At 70.2% G+C, this 26,343-nt stretch carries 24 protein-coding genes; 9 read left to right on the top strand and 15 right to left on the bottom strand.

Going from position 1 to position 26,343, the window contains the following annotated elements:
- Positions 1-4 precede the first annotated feature (4 nt).
- Genes ACQUSX_RS14725 through ACQUSX_RS14715 form a run of 3 tightly spaced genes read left to right on the top strand, consistent with a single transcriptional unit; the run spans position 5 to position 2,834 of the window.
- Positions 5-403 carry a cytidine deaminase gene (locus ACQUSX_RS14725; RefSeq protein ID WP_428907752.1) on the top strand — a complete coding sequence of 133 codons (399 nt, stop codon included), beginning with the start codon at positions 5-7 and terminating at the stop codon, positions 401-403.
- On the top strand, positions 400-1,722 hold the full coding sequence (locus tag ACQUSX_RS14720) for a thymidine phosphorylase (RefSeq protein WP_428907753.1): 1,323 nt from the start codon (positions 400-402) through the stop codon (positions 1,720-1,722). The genes ACQUSX_RS14725 and ACQUSX_RS14720 overlap by 4 nt, the downstream gene beginning before the upstream one ends.
- On the top strand, positions 1,719-2,834 hold the full coding sequence (locus ACQUSX_RS14715; RefSeq protein ID WP_428907754.1) for an adenosine deaminase: 1,116 nt from the start codon (positions 1,719-1,721) through the stop codon (positions 2,832-2,834). The genes ACQUSX_RS14720 and ACQUSX_RS14715 overlap by 4 nt, the downstream gene beginning before the upstream one ends.
- A 72-nt stretch (positions 2,835-2,906) precedes the next feature.
- Here ACQUSX_RS14715 and ACQUSX_RS14710 read toward each other — a convergent pair whose 3' ends face one another.
- The 9 genes from ACQUSX_RS14710 to ACQUSX_RS14670 form a co-directional block, all read right to left on the bottom strand.
- Complete coding sequence (locus ACQUSX_RS14710; protein WP_428907755.1) at positions 2,907-3,854, bottom strand: SDR family oxidoreductase; 948 nt, start codon at positions 3,852-3,854, stop codon at positions 2,907-2,909.
- Positions 3,851-4,843 (bottom strand): bile acid:sodium symporter family protein, encoded by a 993-nt coding sequence (locus ACQUSX_RS14705; RefSeq protein WP_428907841.1) that lies wholly within the window; start codon positions 4,841-4,843, stop codon positions 3,851-3,853. Before ACQUSX_RS14705 ends, ACQUSX_RS14710 begins: the two co-directional genes overlap by 4 nt.
- Positions 4,843-6,129, bottom strand: coding sequence for a flavin-containing monooxygenase (locus ACQUSX_RS14700; protein WP_428907756.1), 1,287 nt, complete (start codon positions 6,127-6,129; stop codon positions 4,843-4,845). Before ACQUSX_RS14700 ends, ACQUSX_RS14705 begins: the two co-directional genes overlap by 1 nt.
- Positions 6,130-6,217: 88 nt before the next feature.
- On the bottom strand, positions 6,218-6,937 hold the full coding sequence (locus tag ACQUSX_RS14695; protein WP_428907757.1) for a TSUP family transporter: 720 nt from the start codon (positions 6,935-6,937) through the stop codon (positions 6,218-6,220).
- 50 nt (positions 6,938-6,987) lie between these two features.
- Positions 6,988-8,145, bottom strand: coding sequence for a mannitol-1-phosphate 5-dehydrogenase (locus ACQUSX_RS14690; RefSeq protein WP_428907758.1), 1,158 nt, complete (start codon positions 8,143-8,145; stop codon positions 6,988-6,990).
- Positions 8,142-10,259, bottom strand: coding sequence for a PTS mannitol transporter subunit IICBA (locus tag ACQUSX_RS14685; protein ID WP_428907759.1), 2,118 nt, complete (start codon positions 10,257-10,259; stop codon positions 8,142-8,144). The genes ACQUSX_RS14690 and ACQUSX_RS14685 overlap by 4 nt, the downstream gene beginning before the upstream one ends.
- Before the next feature lie 76 nt (positions 10,260-10,335).
- Positions 10,336-11,991 (bottom strand): phosphoenolpyruvate--protein phosphotransferase, encoded by a 1,656-nt coding sequence (gene ptsP, locus ACQUSX_RS14680; protein ID WP_428907760.1) that lies wholly within the window; start codon positions 11,989-11,991, stop codon positions 10,336-10,338.
- Positions 11,988-12,263: an HPr family phosphocarrier protein gene (locus tag ACQUSX_RS14675; protein WP_428907761.1), complete on the bottom strand. Its 276-nt coding sequence runs from the start codon at positions 12,261-12,263 to the stop codon at positions 11,988-11,990. The genes ptsP and ACQUSX_RS14675 overlap by 4 nt, the downstream gene beginning before the upstream one ends.
- The gene (locus ACQUSX_RS14670; protein WP_428907762.1) at positions 12,260-12,583 is read right to left on the bottom strand and encodes a PTS sugar transporter subunit IIB; all 324 of its coding nucleotides are present in this window, start codon (positions 12,581-12,583) and stop codon (positions 12,260-12,262) included. Before ACQUSX_RS14670 ends, ACQUSX_RS14675 begins: the two co-directional genes overlap by 4 nt.
- Positions 12,584-12,737: 154 nt before the next feature.
- Here ACQUSX_RS14670 and ACQUSX_RS14665 point away from each other — a divergent pair, with 154 nt between their 5' ends.
- Positions 12,738-14,654 (top strand): BglG family transcription antiterminator, encoded by a 1,917-nt coding sequence (locus ACQUSX_RS14665; protein ID WP_428907763.1) that lies wholly within the window; start codon positions 12,738-12,740, stop codon positions 14,652-14,654.
- Between the two features lie 34 nt (positions 14,655-14,688).
- Here ACQUSX_RS14665 and ACQUSX_RS14660 read toward each other — a convergent pair whose 3' ends face one another.
- The 3 genes from ACQUSX_RS14660 to ACQUSX_RS14650 are packed head-to-tail and all read right to left on the bottom strand — an operon-like array spanning position 14,689 to position 17,476.
- Complete coding sequence (locus ACQUSX_RS14660) at positions 14,689-14,955, bottom strand: HPr family phosphocarrier protein (RefSeq protein WP_428907764.1); 267 nt, start codon at positions 14,953-14,955, stop codon at positions 14,689-14,691.
- Positions 14,952-16,628, bottom strand: a complete 1,677-nt coding sequence (locus tag ACQUSX_RS14655) for a phospho-sugar mutase (protein ID WP_428907765.1) — start codon at positions 16,626-16,628, stop codon at positions 14,952-14,954. Before ACQUSX_RS14655 ends, ACQUSX_RS14660 begins: the two co-directional genes overlap by 4 nt.
- A gap of 14 nt (positions 16,629-16,642) precedes the next feature.
- On the bottom strand, positions 16,643-17,476 hold the full coding sequence (locus tag ACQUSX_RS14650) for a purine-nucleoside phosphorylase (RefSeq protein ID WP_428907766.1): 834 nt from the start codon (positions 17,474-17,476) through the stop codon (positions 16,643-16,645).
- A 48-nt stretch (positions 17,477-17,524) separates the two neighbouring features.
- On the opposite strand from ACQUSX_RS14650, the gene ACQUSX_RS14645 reads away from it, so the two are divergent.
- The gene (locus ACQUSX_RS14645) at positions 17,525-18,973 is read left to right on the top strand and encodes an NAD(P)H-quinone dehydrogenase (RefSeq protein ID WP_428907767.1); all 1,449 of its coding nucleotides are present in this window, start codon (positions 17,525-17,527) and stop codon (positions 18,971-18,973) included.
- Positions 18,974-19,010: 37 nt separating this feature from the next.
- Here the strand turns inward: ACQUSX_RS14645 and ACQUSX_RS14640 are convergent, their stop codons facing one another.
- The gene (locus ACQUSX_RS14640) at positions 19,011-20,780 is read right to left on the bottom strand and encodes an acetyl/propionyl/methylcrotonyl-CoA carboxylase subunit alpha (RefSeq protein WP_428907768.1); all 1,770 of its coding nucleotides are present in this window, start codon (positions 20,778-20,780) and stop codon (positions 19,011-19,013) included.
- Positions 20,781-20,858: 78 nt separating this feature from the next.
- Positions 20,859-21,515 carry a Maf family protein gene (locus ACQUSX_RS14635; RefSeq protein ID WP_428907769.1) on the bottom strand — a complete coding sequence of 219 codons (657 nt, stop codon included), beginning with the start codon at positions 21,513-21,515 and terminating at the stop codon, positions 20,859-20,861.
- A 34-nt stretch (positions 21,516-21,549) separates the two neighbouring features.
- On the opposite strand from ACQUSX_RS14635, the gene ACQUSX_RS14630 reads away from it, so the two are divergent.
- The 4 genes from ACQUSX_RS14630 to ACQUSX_RS14615 are packed head-to-tail and all read left to right on the top strand — an operon-like array spanning position 21,550 to position 25,727.
- Positions 21,550-22,800, top strand: a complete 1,251-nt coding sequence (locus ACQUSX_RS14630; protein WP_428907842.1) for a class I SAM-dependent RNA methyltransferase — start codon at positions 21,550-21,552, stop codon at positions 22,798-22,800.
- 41 nt (positions 22,801-22,841) lie between these two features.
- Positions 22,842-23,504, top strand: coding sequence for a response regulator (locus ACQUSX_RS14625; RefSeq protein WP_428907770.1), 663 nt, complete (start codon positions 22,842-22,844; stop codon positions 23,502-23,504).
- Complete coding sequence (locus tag ACQUSX_RS14620) at positions 23,494-24,729, top strand: sensor histidine kinase (RefSeq protein WP_428907771.1); 1,236 nt, start codon at positions 23,494-23,496, stop codon at positions 24,727-24,729. The genes ACQUSX_RS14625 and ACQUSX_RS14620 overlap by 11 nt, the downstream gene beginning before the upstream one ends.
- Positions 24,726-25,727, top strand: coding sequence for a hypothetical protein (locus ACQUSX_RS14615; protein WP_428907772.1), 1,002 nt, complete (start codon positions 24,726-24,728; stop codon positions 25,725-25,727). Before ACQUSX_RS14620 ends, ACQUSX_RS14615 begins: the two co-directional genes overlap by 4 nt.
- 363 nt (positions 25,728-26,090) lie before the next feature.
- Here the strand turns inward: ACQUSX_RS14615 and ACQUSX_RS14610 are convergent, their stop codons facing one another.
- The gene (locus ACQUSX_RS14610; RefSeq protein WP_428907773.1) at positions 26,091-26,342 is read right to left on the bottom strand and encodes an acyl-CoA carboxylase subunit epsilon; all 252 of its coding nucleotides are present in this window, start codon (positions 26,340-26,342) and stop codon (positions 26,091-26,093) included.
- Position 26,343: the final 1 nt, after the last annotated feature.

The following is a 26,343-nucleotide window of genomic DNA, read 5'->3' as shown; positions in this document are numbered from 1 at the left end:
GCAGATGACCGACATCGACTGGGACGAGCTGCGACAGGTCGCGATCGATGCGATGGGCAGGGCCTATGCGCCGTACTCGCGATACAAGGTGGGAGCGGCCGCTCTCGTCGGCGACGGTCGCATCGTCGCCGGATGCAACGTCGAGAACGCCTCCTACGGGGTGACCCTGTGTGCGGAGTGCGCCCTGATCGGCGACCTGCACATGTCCGGCGGCGGACAGCTCGTGGCGTTCGTGTGCGTGAACGGGGAGGGAACGACGATCATGCCGTGCGGCCGCTGCCGTCAGCTTCTCTCTGAGCACGCGATGCCGGGGATGCTGCTGGAGACCGTCTCCGGCATCCGCACGATCGACGAGGTGCTGCCGGACCGCTTCGGTCCCGCCGACCTGGAGGATGTCCGATGACCGGTGCGCAGACGAAGGGCGAGCCGTTCGACGCGATCGACGTCATCCGCGCCAAGCGCGAAGGCGGCACCGTCCCCGAGCCCGAGCTGCGCTGGATGGTCGACGCCTACACCCGCGGATACGTGTCAGACGCGCAGATGGCCTCTTTCGCGATGGCGATCTTCCAGCGAGGGATGGAGCGCGACGAGATCCGCGTGCTCACCGACGCGATGATCGCCTCCGGGGAGCGGATGAGCTTCGCCGACCTCGGCAAGCGCACGGTCGACAAGCACTCCACCGGCGGTGTCGGAGACAAGATCACCCTTCCGCTGGCGCCGCTGGTCGCCGTGTTCGGCGTCGCCGTGCCGCAGTTGAGCGGACGCGGGCTCGGCCACACCGGTGGCACGCTAGACAAGCTCGAGTCGATTCCCGGGTGGCGTGCGGCGCTGTCGAACGAGGAGATGTTCGCGCAGATGCAGGGCGATGTGGGCGCGGTGATCTGCGCGGCCGGCTCCGGCCTCGCTCCTGCGGACAAGAAGCTCTACGCGCTGCGCGATGTCACCGGAACGGTCGAGGCGATCCCGCTGATCGCCTCGAGCATCATGTCGAAGAAGATCGCCGAGGGCACCGACGCGCTGGTGCTCGATGTGAAGTTCGGAAGCGGCGCCTTCATGCAGGACATCGATCGTGCGCGCGAGCTCGCCCGCACGATGGTCGCGCTCGGAACTGACTCCGGGGTGGCGACCACGGCGCTTCTGACCGACATGAACACTCCACTGGGACTCGCGATCGGCAACGCGAACGAGGTGCGCGAGTCCGTCGAGGTGCTCGCCGGCGGCGGTCCCGCCGACGTCCGCGAGCTGACCGTGGCGCTGGCCCGCGAGATGCTCGCGTTGGCAGGGCTTCCGGATGCCGACGTCGAGGCCGCCCTCGACGACGGCCGTGCGATGGACCGCTGGAACGCGATGATCCGCGCGCAGGACGGCGATCCGGGTGCCGCGCTGCCGACGCCGCGGGAGACGCATGTCGTCACCGCAGAGCGCGACGGCGTCGTCACCCGCATGGATGCGCTGCCGTTCGGGATCGCAGCCTGGCGTCTGGGCGCGGGACGTGCGCGTGCGGAAGATCCCGTGATCCACGCGGCCGGCATCGACCTCGCCGTCAAGCCCGGCGACCGGGTGACCGCGGGACAGCCGCTGTTCACCCTGTCGGGAGACGATGAGAGCCGCTTCTCCCGCGCGCTGGACGCGCTCGGCGGCGCATACGAGATCGGCGATGCCGCACCGGCGGCGCAGTCGATCGTGCGCGAGCGCATCACCGCAGAGGAGGGCGCGCGATGACGATCGATCAGCACGGAGACATCAAGGTCCAGGGCTTGTCGCTGCGCGCCCTGCCGAAGATCTCGCTGCACGACCACCTCGACGGCGGCGTGCGCCCCGCGACGATCCTCGAGCTGGCCGCCGAGATCGGCGTGCCGGCGCCCGCGGGGGATGCAAGGGGCATGCGGCGCTGGTTCGCCGAGCAGTGCGGCTCCGGCTCGCTCACCGAGTACCTGAAGACGTTCGACCTGGTCACCGCGGTGATGCAGAGCGAGCAGGCGCTCACCCGCGTCGCCCGCGAGTTCGTCACCGACCTGGCGAAGGACGGCGTCATCTACGGCGAGGTGCGCTGGGCACCCGAGCAGCACGTCGCCGGCGGGCTCTCGCTCGCCCAGGCCGTCGATGCCGTCCAGCGCGGCATCGAGGAGGGCGAGGATGAGGCGGATGCCGCAGGCCACAGCATCCGCGTCGGTCAGATCCTGTCAGCGATGCGCCACAACGACCGCGCGCGCGAGGTCGCCGAGGTCGCGATCGCGTTCCGCGAGCGCGGCGTCGTCGGCTTCGACATCGCCGGGCCCGAGGACGGCTTCCCCGCCTCTCAGCACCGCGACGCATTCGACTACCTCGCCTCGGAGTTCTTCCCGGTGACTGTGCACGCCGGCGAGGCGGCCGGGCCGAGCTCGATCCGCTCCGCGCTGATCGACGGGCGCGCCCTGCGTCTCGGGCACGGGGTGCGCATCGCCGAGGATCTGCAGATCATCGAGCGCGAGGGCGACGAGGTGCACGTGCAGTTCGGCGACCTCGCCCGCTGGGTGCGCGACCGGGAGATCCCGCTCGAGCTGTCGCCGTCGTCGAATCTGCAGACCGGCGCCATCGCGGCGTGGGGCGACGAACTCGCCGATCATCCGTTCGACCTGCTGTATCAGCTGGGCTTCGCCGTGACGGTGAACACGGACAACCGCACGATGAGCGCAACCTCGCTCACGCGCGAGCTCGCGCTGCTGGTGGACGCGTTCGACTACAACCTGGACGACCTGGAGGCATTCCAGTTCAATGCGGCGTCCGCGGCGTTCCTTCCCGTGGAGGAGCGCGAGGAGATCGTCGAGATCATCGCCGAGGGCTTCGAGCGCTGAGTCACACCCCCGCCGGGAACCGACCGACGAGCTGCGCGTCCGCTTCGCGCGCTCGGTCGGCGTCGTCCCAGGCTATCGGCGTGCGACGCCGGGGTGGGTGCGCAGGTACTCCTCGAACGCCTGACGACTGGTCAGCCGGGGAACGTACCCGAATCGCTCTTTCAGCAGCGTGTTCTCCAGCACCGGGCGGTATCGCAGGAACCGCACCTTCTCCGGACCGTGCTCGGTCAGGCGCAGCGCGCGTCCGATCCGCAGGGCGCCGCCGAGCAGCCAGGCGGGGATCGTCAGCATCCGCTTGCCCAATCGCTCGGCGATCTCGGGGACGGTCATGCGTCCGTCGCCCGCGACGTTGAAGATCCCTTCCGGCCCGTCAGTCGCGGCGCGCACCATGGCGCCTGCCACATCGTCGACCCAGACGAACACGAACGGCGAGTCGGAGCCCGCGACTCGCAGCAGGCGCGGCGCATCCCAGAGCGCGGTGATCTGGTTCTGCACCGTCGGACCCAGGATCGTCCCGATGCGGAAGACGACCTGCTCCAGCTCCGGATGCTCGTTGCGAGCGCGGGCGAGCATCTCCTCGACCAGCCGCTTGTGCTTCGAATACGGGAACTCGTCGCTGCCGCGCGCCGGATGGTCCTCGGTGAGCCATAGCGGACTGTCCGCGTGATACCCGTACGCGGCGCCGGAGCTGGAGACGACGATGCGCCGCACACCGGCCGTGATGCAGGCGTCGAGCACATGCCGGGTGCCGTCGACGTCGACCCGGTACTCCAGGTCGACGTCGCGGCCGGGGTTGACGATCGCCGCGAGATGCACGACGGTGTCGATGCGGTGCTCGGCGAGAACCGGAGCGAGGGCCTCGCCATCGGTCACGTCGAAGCGCGCCGAGATCACGCCGGGCACGTCCGAGTCGCGCAGGTCGCCGCTGAGGACGACCTCGACCGACGGATGCCCGCAGAGCAGCCGGGTCACGTGGGAGCCGAGGAACCCGGCGCCGCCGGTCACCAGCACGCGCGTCATCGGGTGGTCTCCGGCGCGGCATCCGATGAGGGACCCGCCGGTGCGTCGGTGGCGACGGCGTGCCTGCTGGCATCGCCCTGCGCCGACCCGGTGCGCCTTCGCGTGTGCCGTGCCCAGAGTCCTGCGACGATGAGGCCGGCGATGATGTCCCACACGCCCCACCAGCCGGCGACGACGGCCATGCCGCCGAGCCCGCCGAAGAACGCGAAGATGAGGCCGAGACCCAGCCCGGCGTTGCGGATGCCGACCTCGAAGGTCATGGCCTTGCGCTCGCGCGTGCCGAGACCGCCCAGCACGGCTGTTCCGTAGCCGATGCCCAGTGCGACGGCGTCATGCACGGCGACCACGACCAGCACCGCGCCGATGACGCTGATGAACACGGCCCAGTTCCCGGCCAGCGCGCCGACGATGAAGCCCACCAGCGCGATCAGGCTGAACCAGCGCACGAACGGCTGCACGCGCTGCGCGAAGCCGGGTCTCCAGGCGCGCAGCGCCAGGCCGGCGGCGAACGGCAGGCCGATGATCAGCACGATCTCCAGCAGCATCTGCCACGGGTTCAGTGACACCGCGTGCAGCAGCTCGCGTCCGGTGGGGTGCAGCGATCCCCAGAATGCGATGCTCATCGGCATGGCGACGATGTAGAGCAGGTTGCCGACCGCCGTCATCGACACCGACAGGGCGACGTTGCCGCCGGAGCGGTGCGTCAGCACCTGCGAGATGTTTCCTGGTGGGCAGCATGCGACGACGATCATGCCCAGCGCCATCGACGCGGTCACCGGCAGGATCAGGGTCAGGCCGAACGTGACGGCGGGCAGCACCAGCAGCTGCGCGAGGATCGCGATCGCGAAGGGCTTCGGGTGCCGCGCCACCACCTTGAAGTCGGCGGGCCTGGTGTCGAGCGCGATGCCGAACATGATCAGCCCGAGGACGACGTTGAGGATCATCAGCGTGCCGGGGGTGAAGTTCAGCACCAGTTCGTCGAAGTCCATCACGCCTCCAGGCTGCGGGTCGCGGTGCGCACGGCTGAGCGGTACGCATCCTTGTTGACGTAGTAGGCCATGCGATCCAGGCCGAGATACCGATACCCGCCGGTGGTGTCCGGCCACGGGCGTCCGGTGACACGGGCTCGGAACGCGGCCGCAGCGGCAGGGGAGTGCTCGAGTGACGAGAGGTACGCGGCCAGCAGCTCGGCCTGCTCGTAGCGTCCCTGCCAGCCGATGCCGGACGCCTCGATCATGCCCATCACGTAAAGGCCGTTGAACGATGGCGGGAACATGTTGAGGAACAGCCGCGGCGATGCGTTCTGCCAGTGCAGGTGCCCGCGATCGACGAACGGGTAGTCGAGCGTGTACCCGGTGGCCAGCAGGATCAGGTCGTACTCGGCGGAGGAACCGTCCTTGAAATGCACCGTGTCGCCGTCGAAGCGGGCGATGTCGGCCCGGATGCGAAGGTCGCCCTGGCCGAGGTGGTTCAGGATCAGCGTGTTCACGATCGGGTGCGACTCGTAGATGCGGTAATCCGGCTTGGGGAAGCCGAACCGCACCGGGTCGCCGGTGAACGCCCTCAGCACCCGGGTGTCGATCGCCTGTTTCAGCTTCGCCGGAAGCGGCTTGCCCTGGTTGAGAGTGTCGCTCGGCCTGCCGAACAGGTAGCGCGGCACGAAGTAGTAGCCCCGGCGCACGCTCATGTCGACGGATGCCGCGTGATGGACGGCATCGACGGCGATGTCGCAGCCCGAGTTGCCGGCGCCGATGATGAGCACCCGCTTGCCGGCCAGCTGGCCCGGGCGCTTGTACTGGCTGGTGTGCATGATCTCACCGCTGAACTCCCCGGGGAACCGCGGGATGTTCGGCTCGGCCAGGGTGCCGTTCGCGAGCACGACGCCGTCGAAGTGGCGCGGCTCGCGGGCGTCGGCGTACAGCATCCATCCGTCATCGGGCCCGCCGGCGGGCTCGAGGCGCGTCACCTTCGCGTCGAAATGGAACAGCTCGCGCAGATCGAACTCGTCGGCGTAGGCGTCGAAGTAGCTCTTCAGCACTCGGTGACCCGGGTAATCGGCATCCGTGTCCATCGGGAATTCGGCGAACTCGGTGGTGGTGCGCGACGAGATCAGATGCGCCGATTCGTACATGGTGCTGCGCGGATTGTCGATGTCCCACAGCCCGCCGACATCGGAGGATGCCTCGTAGCCGGTGACCTGGATGCCGCGCCTGCTCAGGGCGCGTGCGGCGGCAAGGCCTGAGGGGCCCGCGCCGATGACGGCGTAGTTCTTCATTTCACTCCTGCACGACATCGTGCATTGCAGACGGCCCCCCGGGGTCACTCGATCTTAACCGACGGCAGCAGGTGCCGAAGACCCGCGCTCAGCCGAGCAGCGCGAGCACGGCGCGCACCAGCACGACCAGCGTGCCCGCCCAGGCGCAGAGGAGCATGACCCGGCGGGCGAGCGCCGGCGAGACGCGCCGCGCGGCGAACATGCCGATGATCATCCCGCCGGCCGTGCATGCGGCGAGCAGCGCGATCTCCGGCACCGGGGTGGACGGCAGCCCCCGCAGCGCCACCGCGATCGCGCCGTAGCCGAGGAAGATGATCTGCGCGCTCGCGGCGAACCGGCGCTGCGGCCAGTCGTCCCCGAGCGCGAAGGAGGCCAGCGCGGGGCCGGACAGCCCACTGGAGGCGTGCATGAATCCGGCCAGCGCCCCGGCGCCGATCGCGCCGGACCGGCCGCGGACGTGCCGGGCGATCGGACCGAGCCGCTGAGCGCTCAGGGCGAGCACGCCCATCCCGCCGATCAGCAGCAGAAGTGCGGCCTCCGGCAGCAGCACCGAGGTGAGGGCGCCGAGGGGAGCCGCGACGAGTCCGGCGCCGAGCAGCCACAGCGTGCGGCGCCAGTCGACGTCGCGCCACGCTCCAGGCACGGCGAACAGCGACGCGATCACGGCGAGGAACACGGCGACCGTGACACCTTCCACCGGTCCGTAGACGAGTACGACGGGTCCGATCAGCACCAGTACGAAGGCGAGGCCGGTCACGCGCTGGATGACCGCGGCGATCACAGTCGCCGCGGCGGTGAGCACCAGCATCCGTCAGCGACCTCTTTCAGGCCCGCGGGTCGGACCGTCCTCGCACGAGCCTAGGCGATTGTCACCTCTGCGACGCGCTGGACGAACGCGTCCCGCACGGCGGGGAAGAGCGGATGCCCGTCATCGAGACCGGTCACCTCGGATGCCAGTGCGGTGGCGTCAGAGGTGCGCAGCAGCCGCTGCAGCTCGACGGACTGGTCATCCTCCGGGTGATCGAACTCGAGCGCCGCGGCCACTGCGCGCATCAGCGCATCGGTGGGCAGACCGCGCTCGGCGGCCTCGGCCGCCGGACCGATGAAGCGGTCGTGGCGTGAGAGCTTGCGCAGCGGCTGCCGCCCGACCCGCCACACCGTGTCAGGCAGCGCGGGATTCGCGAAGCGCCGCAGGATCGTCGCACGGTACTCGGCGAGCTCTGCCTGATCCAGTCCGTGCTTGTCCGCGAGCAGGGCAGAGGTCTCCTCCAGGGCCGCGGCGACCGCGGCGGCGATCGTCTCGTCGGCCAGGGCGTCGGAGATGCTCTCGATGCCGGCCTGCGCACCGAGGTACGCCGTGGTGGCGTGCCCGGTGTTCACCGTGAAGAGCTTGCGCTCGATGTACGGCGTCAGATCGTCCACGAAGTGCGCCCCCGGGATGTGCGGTGGGGCGTCTCCGAACGCACCGCGCTCGATCGCCCACTCGTAGAACGGCTCGACCGTGACGTCGACACCGCCGTCGGCGGGCTGACCGGGCACGATCCGATCCACGGCGGTGTCGGCGAACACCGCCCGCCCGGCGAGGGCCCCCCAGTCCTCGCCGGCGCGTGCGATGATCTCCTGCCGCAGCAGATCTGTGGCGCCGATCGCGTTCTCGCAGGCCATGACCTGCAGCGGCGGCGCCGCATCCGATCGACGGCGCAGCGCGTCGACGATCGGGGGTGCGACGAAGCGCAGGATGCCCGCGCCCACCGCCGTGGTCACGACCTCCGCATCCGCGATCTCCGCGACGAGCGCCTCGGGCTGCTCGGCGCTGTTGATGGCGCGGAAGCCGGTGACCACGGTGTCCACGCCGCCGTCGCCCACTTCGTGCACCGTGTAGCTGTCCGCCGCGTTTATCGCGTCGACGAGCGGGGCGGCGACGTCTGAGAACACCAGTTCGTAGCCGCCCTGATGCAGCAGCAGACCGACGAAGCCGCGTCCGATGTTCCCGGCGCCGAAGTGGACGGCTTTCATGCCTCGTTCACCGCCGACAGCATGGCGTACAGCTCCTCGGGCGTTGCGGCGGCGTTGAGCCTTGCCACGTCCGCCTCATCCGAGAACAGCTCGGCGATCTGAGCGAGGATCTGCAGGTGGTCGCCGTCCTTTCCGGCGATTCCGATGACGAACGTGGCGCGGTCGCCGTCCCAGTCGACGCCGCCGTCGTAGCGCACGACGCTGAGAGCCGAGCCGAGCACCGCGTCCTTGGCGTCGTTGGTGCCGTGCGGGATGGCCAGGCCGTTGCCCATGAAGGTCGAGACCGTGCTCTCCCGCTCGCGCATAGCCTGCAGATAGTCCGGCGTCACGGCGCCGGCGGCGACCAGCGCATCGGCCGCCTCCTTCAGCGCCTCGTCACGTGTCGCGGAGCCCGCGTGGATGCGGACCCGGTCGGCGGTGAGCACGGCCGAGCCCGCGGGTGCTGCGGCGACAGGTGCTGCGGCGACGGGTGCTGCGGCAGCCGCGGGATCAGCGGCCGCCTGCGGCTCCGCCACGACGGCATCCTGCTCCCGGACCAGCTGCACGACGTCGTCGTACTTCGGCGAGTTCATGAAGTTGTCCACCGAGACGTGCATCGAACCGGGCGATTTCGCCTGTGCGCGATCCGTCAGCTGCTGCTGCGTGATCACCAGATCGGCCGTGCCGTCGAGGTTCGCGATGGCGGCATTGGTTACCGTGATGCCCGAGACGCCGGCCTGCTTGATCTTGTTGCGCAGCACGCTCGCGCCCATCGCCGACGAGCCCATGCCTGCGTCGCAGGCGAACACGATCGATTCGATGCGGCGAGTGGCCACGGCTGTGCCTGCGCTCGAGGCCGACGCGCTGGCTGCGAGGTTCGACAATGTGCTGGAGGACTTGCCCTTGTTCGCCTCGGTCTGTGCGATGGCGGCGCCGAACGAATCGGCCTCGGCCTCCAGATCGCGGCGGCGCGAGGCGCGCAGGATCACGGCGGTGATCAGGAACGTCACCGTGGCGGCGATGATCACCGACAGGTAGACCACCAGCAGATTGCCGACGCCGGAGCCGATGGCCGCGGCGGTGACGGCGATGATGCTGCCGGGGGCCGCGGGGAACCCGAGTCCGCCCCCGAGCAGCATGTTGGTCGTCACCCCGGCTGCGCCACCCGCGATCAGCGCGAGGATCGTGGCCGGCTTGCTGAGCGCGTACGGGAAGTAGATCTCGTGGATGCCGCCGAAGAACTGAATGATCGCAGCACCGGGGGCTGAGGCCTTGGCTGCGCCGACGCCGAAGAACGTGAACGCCATCAGCAGTCCGAGTCCGGGGCCGGGGTTCGCCTCGATGAGGAACAGGATCGACTTGCCGGTCTCGGCGGCCTGCTCGATGCCGAGCGGCGTGAACACGCCGTGGTTGATGGCGTTGTTCAGGAACAGCACCTTCGCAGGCTCGACGATGATCGAAACCAGCGGAAGCAGCTGCACCGACACCAGCCAGCCGACGGCACCGCCGAGGATTGCGCTGATGCCGAGCATGAGCGGGCCGAATGCGAAGAATCCGACGATCGCCAGGATCATGCCGAGGATGCCGGCCGAGAAGTTGTTCACCAGCATCTCGAAGCCCGGCCTGATCTTTCCGTCCCACATGCGGTCCATCTGCTTGGTGATCCACGCGGCGATGGGGCCCATGATCATCGCGCCGAGGAACATCGGGATGTTCGTGCCGACGATGACGCCCATGGTGGCGATGGTGGCGACCACGCCGCCGCGCTCGGCGTAGACCATCCGTCCGGCGGTGTTGGCGATCAGCAGCGGCAGCAGGTAGGTGATCATCGGCCCGACGAGGCCGACGTAGGCGGCGTAGTTCCCGCCGTCGCCCTCGCTGAGCGCGGTCATGGCGCCGGGCCAGTTGATCACGGCGGCGTCACCGCCGCCGCCGATGATCTCGGCGACGGGCGCCCAGTGCCAGCGGAACGGGCTGTCGGCACCGAAGAAGCCGGCCGGGATGAAGAGCATCGTGATGAAGCCCCAGGCGATGAACGCCGCGATGTTCGGCATGATCATGCCGGACAGGAACGTGCCGAAGCGCTGCACGGCGACGCGTGCTCCTCCGGGCCTTGTCGGTGACGTCGTCGTCATGATGTGTCTCTCTCTGGTCAGATGTTGCGGTGTTCGGGTGGTGGTGATGCAGGTCTTCGGGGCGTCGCGTCCGCGTTCAGGACCCGGCCGCGGCGCGAGCGGCGTCGCGGGCGCCGTCGGCGTCGTCGGCGGCGAGAGCCGCCTGGGCGATGCGCCGCGCGTCGTCGAGGCTGTGTGCGGTCAGGGAGCGCCGCACGTCGCCCAGGGCGGCCGGCGCCATCGAGAGGCTCGTCGCGCCGAGTCCGACCAGCACGACGGCCAGCAGCGGGTCCGCGGCAGCCTCGCCGCAGATTCCGACGGGCTTGCCCAGGCGGGCGCCGGCGTCGCCGACCTCCCGCACCAGGCGCAGCACAGCCGGATGCCACGGGTCCTGGAACGACGCCACCGAGCCCAGCAGCCGGTCCGCTGCCATCGTGTACTGCGTGAGGTCGTTCGTGCCGATCGACGCGAAGTCGGCGTGCGCGAGCACGCGATCGGCCAGCAGGGCGCTGGCCGGGACCTCGACCATGACTCCGGCGGTCTTCAGCCCGTACTCCTTCGCCAGCGCGGTGAAGTACGCGGTCTCCTCGACGGTGGTGACCATCGGGGCCATCACCCAGAGGTCGGCCGCTGTCTTGGCATCCGCCTCGGCGAGCGCGGTCAGCTGCTCGCGCAGGATGTCTTCGCTGGCGCGCAGCGCGCGAAGCCCGCGCAGACCGAGCGCGGGGTTCTCCTCGTGCGCATCGTTGAGGAAGGCCAGCGGCTTGTCGGCGCCGGCATCCAGCAGGCGCACCACGACCTTCTTGCCCTCGAAGGCCTGCAGCAGCTCGATGTACGAGGCGCGCTGCTGCTCGATCGTCGGCGCCTGAGATGCCGACAGGAAGAGGAACTCGGTGCGGAACAGTCCGACGCCCTCCGCGCCGCGGGCGACGGCGTCGGCTGCGTCGGACGGCTTTCCGAGGTTGGCGAGCAGCAGGATGGGGGTTCCGTCGGCGAGCGCGCCGGGTGCGGCCGGCACATCATCCTCGGCGGCGCGCGCGGCGAGCCGCTCTTCGACCGCGGCGATCTCCGCCTCGGTGGGAGCGTCGTTCACCGTGCCCGCGGCGGCGTCGACGATCACCGACTGTCCGTCGGAGAGACTGGCGGCGCCTGTGGCGCCGACGATGGCGACGATGCCCTTCTCCCTGGCGAGGATCGCGGTGTGCGAGGTCGGTCCGCCGTCGGTGGTGATCAGCGCGAGCACCTGCTCGAGATTCAGCAGCGCCGTGTCGGCGGGCGCGAGATCGCGCGCGACGAGGACGAACGGATGCCCCGGGTCGGGCACACCGGGTGCCGGCACGCCGCGGAGGTGCGCGAGCACGCGCTGGGCGATGTCGTCGAGATCGGCGGCGCGCTCGCCGAGGTAGCCGCCGACGGCCTCCAGCGTGGCACGGAAGCCGGCGAACGCGTCGTGCACAGCCCACTCGGCGGTGCTGCCCTGATCGATCCTGGTGTCGATCTCGTCCTGCAGGGTCGGGTCCTCGGCGATCATCGCCTGAGCCTCGAGCACCTCCTGGGCGGCGCCGCCGACGGCATCCGCACGCTGCTGCAGCTCGGCGGCGACGGCGGCGACGGCCTCCCGGGCGCGTGTGCGCTCATCCTCGACGCTCAGCGTGCTCGGCTGCTCCTGAGGAGCGGGCATCGCCTCGGCCATGCGCACGACCGGTCCGGTCGCCACGCCCTGACCGATGCCGACACCGCGCAGCACGCTCATGCGCCCTCATCGTGGTCGGTGGTGAGCAGCTCGGTGAGGCTGTCGAGCACCTGCTCGGCGCTGTCGCCGTCGGCGGTGATCACGACGTGGTCGCCGAAGTCGATGCCGAGCGAGATGACGCTGAGGATGCTGGCCGCGTTGACGGCCTTTCCGGAATCCTTCGCAATGGTCACCGGGATGCCGGCGTCTTTCGCCGCCTGCGCGAACAGCTTCGCGGGGCGGGCGTGCAGCCCGTGCGAGGAGCCGACCCGAACGGTTCTGGAGACGGTCATGGTGCTTCCTTCCGGTCGTGCGGCGCGGCCATCGCGTCGCGGACGAGACGCAGCGTGCGGCTGCCGTCGAGATCGCTGAAGGCGTCGTCGGGGAGGGTGACGACGCGCGAGCGGCCGCTGAGAGCCGAGCGGATGTCATCGGCATGATCGGCCAGGTGCGGCCCGACGAGGACCATGTCGACGCCTGCCGCCGACAGCGCGGTCCGCTCCGTGCCGGCCTCGGTGGACCACGGCAGGCCCGCCCCGGTCGCCGCGCGCGCCAGGCGCTGGGCGACGAACGTGCTCGACGCACCCGCGCCGCACACCACCAGGATTCGCATCTGCCTGCCCCTTCCTCTCTCTCAGTGTGCCCAGGACGTTCAGCGTTCTTCCAGCAAGCTTCCTTCCGCCCCCGCGGAACATCGGTTTCCGCCCGCCCGGGCGCCGCGACTGGCATCATGGAGGCGCACGCGTCGTCAGCGAGGAAGGCGGAGGATGTCACGCCAGCGACAGGACCAGCTCCTCGCGCTTCTGCTGCGTCAGGATTCCTGGTCCACGGCCGCGAACCTGGCCGACCAGCTGGGGGTGACCCCGCGCAGCATCCGCACGTACGTCGCCGCGCTCAACGCACGGGTGGCCGGCGGCGATGCCGTCGAATCCGGCTCCGCGGGCTACCGCGCCGGCGCGCACGCCCACGACGCGGTCGGCACCGGCGAGCATGCGCACACTCCTCGCGCCCGCCTGCACAGGATCCTGCGCGCGCTCGTCGACGACTCGGACGGCATCGACGTGTACGACACCGCACTCGCCCTGCAGGTGAGCGAGACGACCCTGGAGAACGACCTCGTGCGCGTGCGAGCGCTGCTGGACGGCACCGCGGTGCGTCTCGAGCGCGAACGCGACGTGGTGCGGCTCAGCGGCGACGAGCAGTCGCTGCGGCGCCTGCTGAGCAGACTTGCACAGGACGAGATGGATGCCGGTCCGCTGCGCGCCGACGCTCTGCAGCGCGCCCTGGCGCCCGAGGCGGTTCCCGCAAGGGCCGTGGGGCCGTTCAAGAGCGCGCTGGTGGGCGAACTCGGCGCGCTCGGATACTACGTGAACGAGCTCGCGATCAGCGATGTGCTGCTGCACATCACGATCGCCGCCGAGCGCGTCGCGGGCGGACGCGCGCTGGAGGGCCGCTCGAGCACGGACGACGACGCCGTCGCGGGGGTCGGCTCGGCGATCGCGCGACTGGCGGAGCAGCACTTCGGCGTCACGCTCGGCGACGGCGATCGCGAGCATCTGGCGAACCTCGTGCTCACCAGGGTGGTCACCCCGGGCGACGGCGCCCGTGAGCGGGCGCCGCGCAGCACCGACCCGCAGGTGGTGCGCGCTGTGCGCGCCGAGATCGAGCAGGCCGCGCACGACTACCAGGTCGACCTCGTCGACGACGCGTTCGCGCTGCGCCTCGCGCTGCACGTGCAGAACCTGCTGCACCGCTCGCGCGAGCAGGCGTGGACGCGCAATCCGCTCACCCGCTCGCTGAAGTCCTCGTACCCGATGATCTTCGAGGTCGCCGTCTCGATCGCCAGCGGACTGCACGACCGGCTCGGCGTGCCGCTGCAGGAGGACGAGATCGCGTACATCGCCATGCACGTCGGCGGGCGACTCGAGCGCAGCAGGGCGGCGGATGCCATCCTCACGGCCACCATCGTCTGCCCCGGCTATCAGGAGCTGCAGGAGCTGCTGCGCTCCAGCGTCGACCAATCGCTGGGGCGACTCATCGAGGTCGTGCGGGTCGTGACGAGCGTCGATCCGGACTGGAGCGAGCTCGACACCGACCTGGTGCTCAGCACGATCCCGCTGGCCGGCGCGGACGACCGCATCGTCCGCATCCAGCCCTTCCTGGGCGAGGCGGACGTGGAGCGCGTGCAGCAGGCCGCCGCCAGAATCCGCCGCGCGCGCCGGCTGCGCCGACTGCGCGCGGAGCTGCAGCGCTACTTCTCCGCCGATGCCTACCTCGCGCCGCTGCCGGACATCGGCGAGGAGCAGATCATCCGGCGCCTGGGCGGGATGCTGACGGCATCCGGTCTCATCGATGAGGACTACATCGAGAACACCATCGCGCGCGAGCACATGTCGTCGACCGCGTTCACCGATGCGCTCGCGGTGCCGCACGCGCTGCAGATGAGCGCGCAGCGCACCGCGATCGCGATCGGCATGGCCGATGGATCCGTCGCCTGGGGGAGCGGACGCGTGCAGGTCGTCGCGCTCGCCGCCTTCAGCGACAGCGACCGCGACGCCTTCCAGACGGTGTTCGAGCAGCTCGTCGAAGTGTTCAGCGAGCGCGACAGCGTGCAGCGCATCATGCGCCGCTCAGCGGACTTCGAATCGTTCCTGGACGAGCTGGTGGCGGTGATCGACGGCTGACCGGGCCCCCGATCCGGCGGGTGACCGGGCGTGGCTAGGCCGGCGCGAGCACGGCCGAGAGCTTGTCCAGCAGCGTTGCCGCGTCAGGCGAGTCGGCGACCTCGAGGGTCACCTCCTCGCCAGTGGCGATCCCGAGATCCATCACGGCGAGCACACTGGAGAGGTCCACCGTGTCGCCGCCGCTGGTCGAGAGCTTCACGACGGCGCCGTGCGCCTCGGCCAGCCTCACCAGCTCCGCGACGGGACGGGCATGGACGCCGTTGTGCACGGCGACCGTGACCCGCCGGCGCAGCGTGCTCATCGTCGCTCCGCGAGCAGCTCCCGCACGGCGAGCTCGATCTCGGTCACCGCGGCGGCGGCCTCGGTGGGCGAATCCGCCCGTGCGTCTATGTACACCTTCAGCTTCGGCTCAGTGCCGCTCGGGCGCACGATCACGCGTGAGCCGTCGGCGAGCCGGTAGCGAAGCACATCACCGGCGGGGGCCCCTGCAGCGGCCGCGGCGAGATCTTCGCCCGCGGCGACGGAACGGGCGCCGAAGGACGCCGGATGCTGCGCGCGCAGCGACGCCATCACCTTCGCGATCACAGCCAGATCATCCACCCGGATCGAGACCTGTCCGCTGGCGAAGTGGCCTATCCGGTCACCGAGCTCGTCGAGCAGTCCGGAGATGGTGGTGCCGCGCACGCGGGCATCCGCGGCGAGTCCCAGCATCGCGATCGCTGCCGAGATGCCGTCCTTGTCGCGGACGGTGCCGGGGTTGACCAGGTAGCCCAGGGCTTCCTCATAGCCGAACACCATGTCGGGTGCGCGGGAGATCCACTTGAAGCCGGTGAGCGTCTCGTGGAATGCCATCCCATGCGCCGCGGCGATAGCGCCGAGGCCGGGGGATGAGACCAGCGAGCAGGCGAGCGACGAACTGCCGGCAGTGCCCGCCTGCACGGCGGCCTGCGCTGCGCGAAGACCGAGCAGCAGCCCGACCTGATTTCCGGTCAGGCGACGCCAGCCGCCCTCCACGGCGGCATCCGGCACCGCGACCGCCAGCCGGTCCGCGTCGGGGTCGTTGGCGATGATGAACTCGGCGTCGACGTCGCGGGCGCGGGCGAACGCGAGGTCCATGGCGCCCGGTTCCTCGGGATTCGGGAACGACACGGTCCGGAACGTTGCGTCAGGGTCGCGCTGCTCGTCGACGACGCGCGGCGCGGGGTATCCGGCCGACTTCAGAACGCGCGAGAACGTCTCCCATCCGACGCCGTGCATCGCGGTGTACACCCAGCGCATCTCCTGCACGCCGAACGGCGCGGGGGAGACCGCGGCGGTCGCGGCGATGTACGCCTCCACCACGTCCTCTCCCGCCGTCTCGTAGGCGTCCGAGCGGGGCAGGGCGCTGATGTCACCGGCATCCGCCACGCGTGCGATGTGCGCGGCGATCTCGGCATCCGTCGGAGAGACGATCTGAGCGCCGCCGTCGGCGCCGCCGAGGTACACCTTGTAGCCGTTGTCATCCGGCGGGTTGTGACTCGCGGTGACCATCACGCCGGCATCCGCTCCGAGGTGACGGACGGCGAAGGCGAGCACCGGAGTCGGCAGCAGGCGGGGAAGCAGGATGGCCCGCAGACCCGCGCCGGCGAACAGCTCGGCGGAGTCCTGAGCGAACCGCTGAGAGTTGCGGCGGCCGTCGTACCCGACCACCACCGTCGGGCGCTCGCCCGCGGCGCGCTCGCGCAGGAAGGCGGCGAAGCCGGCGGCGGCCTGCGCGACGAGCACGCGGTTCATCCGGTTGCTGCCGGGCCCGAGCGCGCCGCGAAGCCCGGCGGTGCCGAACGCGAGGCGGGTGCGGAACCGGTCGTCGAGATCGGCGAGCGCCGCGGCATCGCCGCCGGCAGCGCGCGTGATGATGCCGGCGAGCTCGTCGCGGGTGAAGGCATCCGGATCCTGGCGTAGCCAGGCGCGGGCCTGGGCGAGCAGCTCGTTCACAGCGCCTCGCTCGTTCACAGCGCCTCGATCACTCGGGCCAGCAGCGCCGAGATCACCGGCTCGGCCTCGCGGCCCGCCTCGATGACCTCCGCGTGGCTGAGCGGCGTCTGCTGGATCCCGGCAGCCAGATTCGTGATGAGCGAGAATCCGAGGATCTCCATACCCGCCTCGCGGGCGGCGATCGCCTCCAGTGCGGTGGACATCCCGACGATGTCGCCGCCGATGCGCTTCGCCATCTGCACCTCGGCCGGCGTCTCGTAGTGCGGCCCGCGGAACTGGGTGTAGACGCCCTCGTCGAGCGAGGGGTCGATGGAGCGGGCGAGCTCGCGCAGGCGCCTCGAGTACAGATCGGTGAGGTCGACGAAGGTGGCGCCCTCCAGCGGCGAGTCCGCGGTGAGGTTGATGTGGTCGCTGATCAGCACGGGCTGGCCGGGCTTCCACGTCTCGCGGATGCCGCCGGCGCCGTTGGTGAGCACCATGATCGCAGCTCCCGTGGCGGCCGCGGTGCGCACGCTGTGCACCACCCGGCGCACGCCGTGCGACTCGTAGTAGTGGGTGCGGGCGCCGATGACGAGCACGTTCTTGCCGTCGGGGGTGCGGATGCTGCGCAGCGTGCCGACGTGGCCCTCCAGCGCCGGCTTCGAGAACCCGGTGACCTCGGTGGCGGAGACGGTGGCGACGGTCTCGCCGATGATCTCGGCGGCCTTGCCCCACCCGGATCCCAGGGTCAGGGCGATGTCGTGGCGGTCGACCCCGGTGAGGCGCGCGATGTCGTCGGCGGCCCTGGCAGCGATGGCGAACGGATCGGCGTTCGGGTCGTCCAGGGGATTCATGGCGGATTCAGGCATGACTCCACTCTAGGAAGGTGGCGGCTCGGGAGCCAGGATTGCGGAAGAATGGAGACCATGTCTCAGACTTCCTTCGCGAACAGGCAGAGTGTGGCGGTCCTCGGTGGCGGCCCGGGCGGGTACGAAGCCGCGCTCGCCGCCGCGCAGCTCGGTGCCGATGTCACTCTCGTCGAACGCGTCGGCGTCGGCGGCTCGGCCGTGCTCACCGACGTCGTGCCCTCGAAGAGCCTGATCGCGACGTCGGATGCCGCGGTCGCCATCGCCGAGGCATCCGATCTCGGCGTGCAGTTCTACGCCAAGGGCGCCCACGGCAAGCCGCTCAAGCCCGAGATCGCGATCAACCTCGCCGCCGTCAACAAGCGGCTGCTTGCGCTGGCGGGTCAGCAGTCCGAGGACATGCGGGCGACACTGCTCGAAGCCGGTGTGCGCATCCTCTCCGGTCACGGCCGTCTGGAGGGCCCGAACGCGATCGTCGTGTCGACCGGCCCCGGCGGAACGGATTTCGACCGCGTCGAGGCCGACACCGTCGTGGTCTCGGTCGGCGCCTCGCCGCGCGAGCTCGACTCGGCCAAGCCGGACGGGGATCGCATCCTCACCTGGACGCAGCTATACGACATGAAGGCGCTCCCCGAGCACCTGATCGTGGTCGGCTCGGGCGTCACGGGCGCGGAGTTCGCCTCGGCCTACATGAACCTCGGCGCCAAGGTCACGCTGGTCTCCAGCCGCGACCAGGTGCTCCCCGGCGAGGACGTCGACGCCGCGCACGTGCTCGAGAAGGTGTTCAAGCGCGGCGGCATGCAGGTGCTGTCCAAGGCCCGCGCCGAGAAGGTGGAGCGCAGCGACGACGGCGTGCTGGTCACTCTCTCCGACGGTCGCACCGTCGAGGGCAGCCATTGCCTGATGGCGGTCGGCTCCATCCCGAACACGACCGGCATCGGACTCGAGGAGGCGGGCGTCGAGCTCGACGACTCCGGGCACGTGCGGGTCAACCGCGTGGCGCGAACGTCCGTCCCCAACGTGTACGCCGTCGGAGACTGCACGAACTTCTTCCCGCTGGCATCCGTCGCCTCGATGCAGGGACGCACCGCGGTCTTCCACGCGCTGGGTGACATCGTGATCCCGCTGGAGCACCGCAAGATCACCGCGAACATCTTCACCGCACCCGAGATCGCCACCGTCGGATACTCCGAGCGCGACATCGAGAACGGGCACGCCGAGGGCATCGCCTACAAGCTGCCGCTGGCAGCCAACCCGCGCGCGAAGATGATGGGCATCAAGGACGGCTTCGTGAAGATCATCGCCCGCCGGGGATCCGGCACGGTGATCGGCGGCGTGATCGTCGCGCCCAGGGCATCCGAGCTCATCTACCCGCTGGCGATGGCCGTCGAGCGCCGGCTGAACGTCGACCAGGTGTCCCGCGTGTTCGCGGCTTACCCGTCGCTGACCTCGAGCATCACCGACGCGAGCCGCGCGATGCACGCCGTGAACATCTCCTGACCCCGGCCCGGACCCGGGTCAGGCACTGCCACGAGCGTCAGCTGATCGTCAGCAGCTGGTGACCGGCCGACACCGTCGCGCCGGCATCCGCGCTGATGTTGCCGATGACGCCGTCCTTGTGGGCGTGCAGCGGCTGCTCCATCTTCATGGCCTCGAGCACGACGACCAGGTCGCCCTTGACGACGTGCTGACCGTCCTCGACGGCGACCTTGACGACGGTCGCCTGCATGGGCGACTTCATCGCGTCGCCCGCGGCGCCGGAGTTCGCGGTCGTGGCGTGGCTGCGCCGTGACGGCGGGACGGCCGCGGGGCGACCGGCGGTGCCGGCGACCGGAGCGGTCACGCGGTCGGGCAGGCTCACCTCGAGCCGCTTGCCGGCGACCTCGACGACGACCGTATGCCGGCTGGGTGCAGCGGCGGGATCTTCGAGCTCGCCGTCCCACGCGGGGATCTCGTTGACGAACTCGGTCTCGATCCAGCGGGTGAACACGCCGAACTCGCCGTTCTCGGCGACGAAAGCGGGCTCGCGGACGACCTGACGGTGGAACGGCAGGACCGTGGGCAGTCCGAGCACCTCGAACTCATCGAGTGCCCGGCGCGAGCGCTCCAGCGCCTCGGCGCGATTGCGGCCGGTCACGATGATCTTCGCCAGCAGCGAGTCGAAGGCACCCGAGACGGCGTCACCGGCGGTCACACCGGAGTCGAGACGGATGCCGGGACCGCCGAAGGTCTTGAAGACGCTGATGGGACCGGGCTGCGGCAGGAAGCCGCGACCCGGGTCCTCGCCGTTGATGCGGAACTCGAACGAATGGCCCTGCGGCGACGGGTCCTCGTAGTCGAGGGTGCCGCCCGCGGCGATGCGGAACTGCTCGCGCACCAGGTCGATGCCGGTGACCTCCTCGGAGACCGGGTGCTCCACCTGCAGGCGGGTGTTCACCTCGAGGAAGGACACGGTGCCATCGGCGCCGATCAGGAACTCGCAGGTGCCGGCTCCGACGTAGCCGACCTCCTTGAGGATGGCCTTCGACGCGGAGTAGAGCTGAGCGTTCTGCTCGTCGGTGAGGAACGGCGCGGGCGCCTCTTCGACGAGCTTCTGGTGGCGGCGCTGCAGCGAGCAGTCACGGGTCGAGATGACGACGACGTTGCCCTCGGCATCCGCCAGGCACTGCGTCTCGACGTGACGCGGCTTGTCGAGGTACTTCTCGACGAAGCACTCGCCGCGGCCGAACGCCGCGACGGCCTCACGGGTCGCCGACTCGAACATCTCGGCGACCTCGTCGAGCTCACGGGCGACCTTCAGGCCGCGACCGCCGCCGCCGTATGCGGCCTTGATGGCGATCGGCAGGCCGAACTCCTTCGCGAACGCGACGACATCGTCGGCGCTCTCGACGGGGCCAGGGGTGCCGGGAGCAAGAGGGGCGCCGACCTTCTCGGCCACGTGACGCGCGGTCACCTTGTCACCGAGCGCCTCGATGGCCTCGGGCGACGGGCCGATCCAGATCATCCCCGCGTTCGTCACGGCACGGGCGAACTCCGCGTTCTCGGCGAGGAAGCCGTAGCCGGGATGCACGGCATCCGCACCGGCACGGCGGGCGATCGAGAGGATCTTGTCGATCTGCAGGTAGGTCTCGGCGCTGGTGGACCCGTCGAGGGCATAGGCCTCGTCGGCGAGTCGCGCGTGCATCGCATCGCGGTCCTGGTCGGCGTACACGGCGACGGACGAGATCCCGGAGTCACGGGCGGCACGGATGATGCGTACGGCGATCTCGCCGCGGTTGGCGATGAGCACCTTGGCGATGTGAGGCATGGGTTTCAGCCTAGCGACTGCTGACCCGTTCCTTTTGACGACTCCCCACAAGAAACCGGAGAATTCATCGTGGATGAGTCACTGTGCGGTTCGTGGCGTCCACAGGTCGGTCCAGGTGACGCCGAGCTCGGCGATGAGGCGGCGCAGCGTCGACAGCGACATGCCGACCACCGTGGACGGGTCGCCGTCGACGCGGGTGATGAACGCGCCGCCGAGGCTGTCGACGGTGAACGCGCCGGCCACGTGCAGCGGTTCGCCGCTCGCGATGTACGCATCGAGTTCGGCATTCGTCACGTCATCGGCGAAGGTCACGGATGCCTGCGCGACCGCTACCGCCTCGACCAGCTCGGCGCCGGGCCGCACACGGAAGACGGAGTGCCCGGAGTGCAGGACACCGGTCGCGCCGCGCATGCCCTGCCAGCGCTCCCGCGCGGCTTCGGGAGTGTAGGGCTTGCCGTAGACCCGGCCGTCCATGGCGAACATCGAGTCGCCGCCGATCACGACGCCGTCGAACGCCGGATGCTCGGAGGGCAGCCTGCGCGCGACATCCGCCGCCTTCGCACGCGCCAGCAGCAGCACCAGCTCGTCGGGGGCGAGGTCGTCGCCGCGCTCGGTCGCGGCGGCCGCGGCGACGGCGTCCTCATCCACCTCGGGCGACATGATCAGTGGCTCGATGCCCGCCTGCCGCAGCAGCATCAGTCGGGCGGGGGAGGTGGATGCCAGGCACACGCGCATCCCTCCACGGTAGCCGCTGTGGGATCCTGGGATGATGACATTCGCGGCATCCGAGCTCGAGCTCGACATCACCGGCATCGCTCACGGCGGCACGTTCATCGCTCGCCACGAGGGGCGCGTGGTCTTCGTGCCGGATGCCATTCCGGGCGAGCTGGTGCGGGCGCGGATCTCCGACGCGTCGAAATCCAGCTTCTGGCGCGCCGAGACTCTCGAGGTGCTCGACGCCTCGCCCCACCGCCGTGATCATGTCTGGGCAGAGGCCGACGTCTCGCGCGCACCGGAGGACCGCGTGGGCGGCGCCGATCTCGGGCACATCGCGCTGGATCATCAGCGGGTGCTCAAGCACCAGGTGCTGCAGGAGGCGCTCGACAAGTTCGCCGGTGCCGGGATCGGCGCCCCGGCCGTCGAGGCTGTCGACCGGGCCGACGGCACAGGACAGGCCGACGGCACAGGACAGGCCGACGGCACAGGACAGGCTGACGGCACCAGGTGGCGCACGCGCGTGTCGCTGCACGTCGACGACGCCGGGCGCGTGGGACCGTTCGCCGCGCGCAGCCATCGCGTGATCGACGTCTCATCCCTGCCGCTGGCGCGCCCCGCGATCGAGGAGGCCGCGTTCGCGCTGCGTTCGCAGAAACCCGGCCGGGTCGACCTCGTCGAACCGGGCGATGGCCGGGTTCGGGTGCTGCCCCGTCCGGAGGGAGCACGCCGCGGCAAGTCCGAGACGATCGTCGAGACGGTGGGCGGGCGCCGCTTCCGCGTCGAGGCCGGCGGCTTCTGGCAGGTGCACCCGCGTGCGGCAGAGACACTGCACGAGGCGGTCGGAGAGGCACTCGACGGGCGCGTGGACGCGAATGCCACGCACTTCGACCTCTATGGCGGGGTCGGCCTGTTCGCCGCCACGCTCGGCGAGCAGGGTGCAACCGACATCGTGACCGTCGAGTCGGATCGACGCGCGACCGAGCACGCCCTCGAGAACCTCGCCGCCTTCGACGCGCAGGCGGTCACCGCACGGGTCGATCGGTTCCTCACGGCGCTGCCCGACGGCACGCGTGCCGGCGCCGTCGTGCTCGACCCGCCGCGCGCTGGCGCGGGCCGCGGGGTCGTCGAGTCGATCCACGGCCTCGACCCGGACGCCGTCGTCTACGTCGCCTGCGATCCCGTCGCCCTGGCCAGGGATCTGGGGACGTTCCGGGAGCTCGGGTGGGATGTGACCTCCCTTCGCGCCTTCGACCTGTTCCCGCACTCGCATCACTTCGAAGCCGTCGCCCTGCTGACCAGGTGACCCGGCATTCGACCGGGGAGCGCACTCGCTAGGCTGGCGGAATGAGTACCGTCGCACTGATCGACGACCACGAGTCGGTTCGCTTGGGCCTGGAGGCGGCGTGCATGCGCGACGGCGAGCAGCAGGTGGTCTTCTCCGGCGGAACGGTGAAGGAGTACCTGGCCTGGCGCGAGGCCTCCGAGTCACGCCCGGTTGACGTGGTCGTCCTGGACCTGACCCTGGGGGACGGCACGACCGTCACCGAGAACGTCGCCACGCTCGTGGCGGACGGGGCGAGCGTCGTGATCCACAGTGTGGCCGACCGCCCGGCATCCGTCCGCGAGGCTCTCGTGGCCGGCGCCGCGGGCGTCGTCAGCAAGTCCTCCGCGCTGGACGACGTGCTGGACGCGATCCGCACCGTCGCCCGAGGCGAGGCGCTGAACAACGTCGAATGGGCGAGCGCCGTCGACGGCGACCGTGAGTTCGCCGACGCGCAGCTGTCGGCCCGCGAGCGCGAGGTGCTGCGCCTGTATGCGGCAGGACTCCCGCTGAAGGCGGTAGCCGAGCGGCTCGGTGTGGCGTACTCCACGGCGAAGGAGAACATCACGCGCATCCGCGTGAAGTACGTCGAGGTCGGTCGCCCCGCTCCGACGAAGGTCGACCTGCTGCGCCGTGCGATGGAGGACGGCATCGTGGCCCCCGACGGGGTGTCGAGTGTCACCTGACACCCGCAGCATCCGCGAGGCGTGGCTCAGCATCCCGTCGCCCGGACAGGTCGGGGCGGGTCTCGAGCGCTTCACCGGCCAGCGGATGGAGCGCATCCTCGCGACCGTCGCCGCGATCGGCTCGACCGCCCTCGGGGCGCAGGCGCTGCTGGCGGCAGTGACCGGGATCAGCGCGGTGGATGCCGCGCGGGTCGGCATGATGGTGCTGGTCTTCGGACCCCTGCTCTGGATGATCATCGCCTGCGCCACGGCACGGCTGATAAAGCCCGCCTGCGGAACCTTCGCTGTCGTGTACGTGGTGGCGCTGCTGCTGTGGCCGGTGGTGGTCGACCCGCTCTCGCGCGCGCCGTCGAGTCAGCCGTGGATCTTCTTCCTCGTCAACATCGCCGTCATCGCCGCGATGCTCGCTTTCAAGATCCGCCTGCAGATCGTGTGGGCGCTGGGCCTGCCCTTCGTCTACGGATACGTCCGTCTGGTGGAGGGCGACTTCCTGCGCGACTTCTGGATCACCACCGCGTTCGACGTGTCGTTCACGCTGATCCTCGGCATGGTGATCATCTCGCTGGGCTGGATGTTCCGTCAGGTGGCGGCCGGAGTCGACGAGGCACGCGCCCGGGCGGTGGAGACGTACGCGGCGGCCGCCGCGGCGTCTGCGGCGGAGGAGGAGCGGGTGGCGATGTCGGCGCTGATGCACGACAGCGTGCTCGCGGCGCTGATCGCCGCGGAGCGCGCGCGCACCGAGCGTGAGCGGGATCTGGCGGTGGCGATGTCGCGCGAGGCGCTGACCCGCCTGGCGAACACCGAGGCGTCCATCGCGCAGGAGGGCAGCGACGAGCCGGTCAGCCGCCCGCAGATCGTCGCCGAGCTGCGCCGCACGCTGTCCGAGCAGGGACTGGATGCCGTCGTCGAGGAGCGCGGAGTGGCGGCGGATGTACCAGGGAAGGTGGCGCGCGCGATGGTGCTGGCGGCCAGGCAGGCGATCGGCAATGCCCTCGCGCATGCCGGCGGCCGGGGACTGCACGTCATCGCCGACTCGGCGACTGCGGACGAGCTGACCCTGACGATCCTCGATGCGGGGCCAGGTTTCGATCCGGATGCCATCGGCGAGGATCGACTCGGCATCCGAGCGTCGATCGTGGCGCGGATGGCAGCAGTGGCGGGGACATCGGAGATCCGGACGGATGCGGACGGCACCGCGGTGGTGCTGGGCTGGAGGGCGACGTGAGGCGCACAGTTCGCAGCATCACGACCGCTCTGGCGCTCGGCTTCGCGATCTACTTCGCGGCGCGTGCGATCTGGTGGACCGTGCACCCGTCCGCGCCGCTGCTCATGGTCACGGCGATCGCGCTGTATCTGGCCGCGACGCTGACCGCGGTGCTCGCGGGGGCGGCGAGCAGCATCCGGATGCCCGTGGAGCCGGCCATCCTCGCTCTCGCGACCAGCGTGCTCGTGCCGAGTCTGGTGAGTCTGTCGCTGCCGCCTGCTGTGCGCGGCGCGCCGTTCGCGACCTGGTACATCGGCGCCGTCGGGCTACTCGCAGTGGTGTGCATCGTGCGTCGCAGAACGCTGTACGGCTGGGCGATGCTCGCGCTGCTCACCGTGTCGGCCTCGGTCTATATGGGCGTGGGGGATGCCTTCACGCTGGGACTGGTCGGCTCGATCACCTGGGTGCTGGTCGCCCAGCTGCTGGTGCTCTTCTGGGACCGTGCCGTGCACGACACCGAGCGTCTGGCAGACATCCAGCGCGCTGTGTCGGCGTGGAACGCCACGCAGCTGGTGCGTCAGCGAGAGCGTCGGGTGCGGGCGCAGCGCGCACTCGCCGTCGCGGGCCCCATCCTCACGCGGACAGTGGCCTCGCGGGGCGAGCTGACCGAGCAGGAGAGGGACGACGCTCGGCTCGCCGAGGGAACACTGCGCGACGAGCTGCGCGGTGCGAGCCTCCTCAACGACGCGGTTCGCCAGGCGATAGCGGATGCCAGGCGCCGCGGAACGAGAGTGACGGTGTTCGACGAGGGTGGACTGGAAGGGCTAGCTGAGGCGCGTATCGCCGAGATCCGCGACGAGCTCGCCGGCGTGGTGGAATCGGCGCGGTCGAACCGTGTGATCATCCGCGCCGGGCGGGACGACGTCGTCGCGGTCACCGTGGTCGGCCGTGCGGCCGGCGGCGCCAACGACGATGATGCCGTCGATCTCTGGCGAGAGATCCGCCGCTCGGCCCAGTGAGGCACGCTCGTCACATCTCCGGGTGCGGCATGCCCGGTGGGCTGCTCTGTGCGGCATGCCCGGTGGGCGTCCTTTGAGGAAGAGAGTGGGCGAGGGGCGGCGAAGCCGCCCGCCCCTCGCCAGGTGCGGAACAGCTACCCGAAAACTGTCCGCAGGGGGGCGGTGCTGCGTCTGTCTACCCTGGGACAGAGCAGCCGCCTAACGCGAAGCGTCCCTATAAGTCTGTCGAGCGCAAAGACCTGTGTCTGTAGGTATTTCGGGGGACAAAAAGAGCCGATTTCGGGTCGAAAGAGGCTTTTAGAGGGCGAAATGCATGGAATGCGACTTCGGTCGGTAAATCGACGACGCAATCAGTGCGGCAATTCAACCGGAATATCGGCCCCAGGGAATGTCGCGGCGCAGCGGCTGGCGGAGTCCGCGCTGGGTGCGCTGCCACGCAGAGATGTGCGGCTGCTCCGCGACGGCCTCGCCGGCCTCATGCGCGTATGCATCGCTCACGACCGCGATCAGTGCCGCCAGCTCCTCCTCAGTGGGGTTGCCGCGCACGATCTCGATCGTGGAGGCGTGCTCCTCGGCGGCGCTGCTCGGTTCGTTCGCCGGAGGGGTGCTCGACATG

Origin of the sequence: Microbacterium alcoholitolerans, from assembly GCF_050408615.1 — a bacterium.
Taxonomy (GTDB): Bacteria; Actinomycetota; Actinomycetes; order Actinomycetales; family Microbacteriaceae; genus Microbacterium.
This window is presented reverse-complemented; position numbering and strand designations above follow the sequence as displayed.

What these genes read in the sequence shown, in the direction of transcription:
- ACQUSX_RS14670 (WP_428907762.1), bottom strand. Translation starts at nt 12,583, where the DNA reads ATGCGAATCCTGGTGGTGTGCGGCGCGGGTGCGTCGAGCACGTTCGTC.
- ACQUSX_RS14630 (WP_428907842.1), top strand. Translation starts at nt 21,550, where the DNA reads ATGACATTCGCGGCATCCGAGCTCGAGCTCGACATCACCGGCATCGCT.
- ACQUSX_RS14705 (WP_428907841.1), bottom strand. Translation starts at nt 4,843, where the DNA reads ATGGACTTCGACGAACTGGTGCTGAACTTCACCCCCGGCACGCTGATG.
- ACQUSX_RS14695 (WP_428907757.1), bottom strand. Translation starts at nt 6,937, where the DNA reads ATGCTGGTGCTCACCGCCGCGGCGACTGTGATCGCCGCGGTCATCCAG.
- ACQUSX_RS14725 (WP_428907752.1), top strand. Translation starts at nt 5, where the DNA reads ATGACCGACATCGACTGGGACGAGCTGCGACAGGTCGCGATCGATGCG.
- ACQUSX_RS14715 (WP_428907754.1), top strand. Translation starts at nt 1,719, where the DNA reads ATGACGATCGATCAGCACGGAGACATCAAGGTCCAGGGCTTGTCGCTG.
- ACQUSX_RS14665 (WP_428907763.1), top strand. Translation starts at nt 12,738, where the DNA reads ATGTCACGCCAGCGACAGGACCAGCTCCTCGCGCTTCTGCTGCGTCAG.
- ACQUSX_RS14640 (WP_428907768.1), bottom strand. Translation starts at nt 20,780, where the DNA reads ATGCCTCACATCGCCAAGGTGCTCATCGCCAACCGCGGCGAGATCGCC.
- ACQUSX_RS14635 (WP_428907769.1), bottom strand. Translation starts at nt 21,515, where the DNA reads ATGCGCGTGTGCCTGGCATCCACCTCCCCCGCCCGACTGATGCTGCTG.
- ACQUSX_RS14645 (WP_428907767.1), top strand. Translation starts at nt 17,525, where the DNA reads ATGGAGACCATGTCTCAGACTTCCTTCGCGAACAGGCAGAGTGTGGCG.
- ACQUSX_RS14650 (WP_428907766.1), bottom strand. Translation starts at nt 17,476, where the DNA reads ATGCCTGAATCCGCCATGAATCCCCTGGACGACCCGAACGCCGATCCG.
- ACQUSX_RS14660 (WP_428907764.1), bottom strand. Translation starts at nt 14,955, where the DNA reads ATGAGCACGCTGCGCCGGCGGGTCACGGTCGCCGTGCACAACGGCGTC.
- ACQUSX_RS14700 (WP_428907756.1), bottom strand. Translation starts at nt 6,129, where the DNA reads ATGAAGAACTACGCCGTCATCGGCGCGGGCCCCTCAGGCCTTGCCGCC.
- ACQUSX_RS14675 (WP_428907761.1), bottom strand. Translation starts at nt 12,263, where the DNA reads ATGACCGTCTCCAGAACCGTTCGGGTCGGCTCCTCGCACGGGCTGCAC.
- ptsP (WP_428907760.1), bottom strand. Translation starts at nt 11,991, where the DNA reads ATGAGCGTGCTGCGCGGTGTCGGCATCGGTCAGGGCGTGGCGACCGGA.
- ACQUSX_RS14610 (WP_428907773.1), bottom strand. Translation starts at nt 26,342, where the DNA reads ATGTCGAGCACCCCTCCGGCGAACGAACCGAGCAGCGCCGCCGAGGAG.
- ACQUSX_RS14720 (WP_428907753.1), top strand. Translation starts at nt 400, where the DNA reads ATGACCGGTGCGCAGACGAAGGGCGAGCCGTTCGACGCGATCGACGTC.
- ACQUSX_RS14625 (WP_428907770.1), top strand. Translation starts at nt 22,842, where the DNA reads ATGAGTACCGTCGCACTGATCGACGACCACGAGTCGGTTCGCTTGGGC.
- ACQUSX_RS14690 (WP_428907758.1), bottom strand. Translation starts at nt 8,145, where the DNA reads ATGAAAGCCGTCCACTTCGGCGCCGGGAACATCGGACGCGGCTTCGTC.
- ACQUSX_RS14710 (WP_428907755.1), bottom strand. Translation starts at nt 3,854, where the DNA reads ATGACGCGCGTGCTGGTGACCGGCGGCGCCGGGTTCCTCGGCTCCCAC.
- ACQUSX_RS14685 (WP_428907759.1), bottom strand. Translation starts at nt 10,259, where the DNA reads ATGACGACGACGTCACCGACAAGGCCCGGAGGAGCACGCGTCGCCGTG.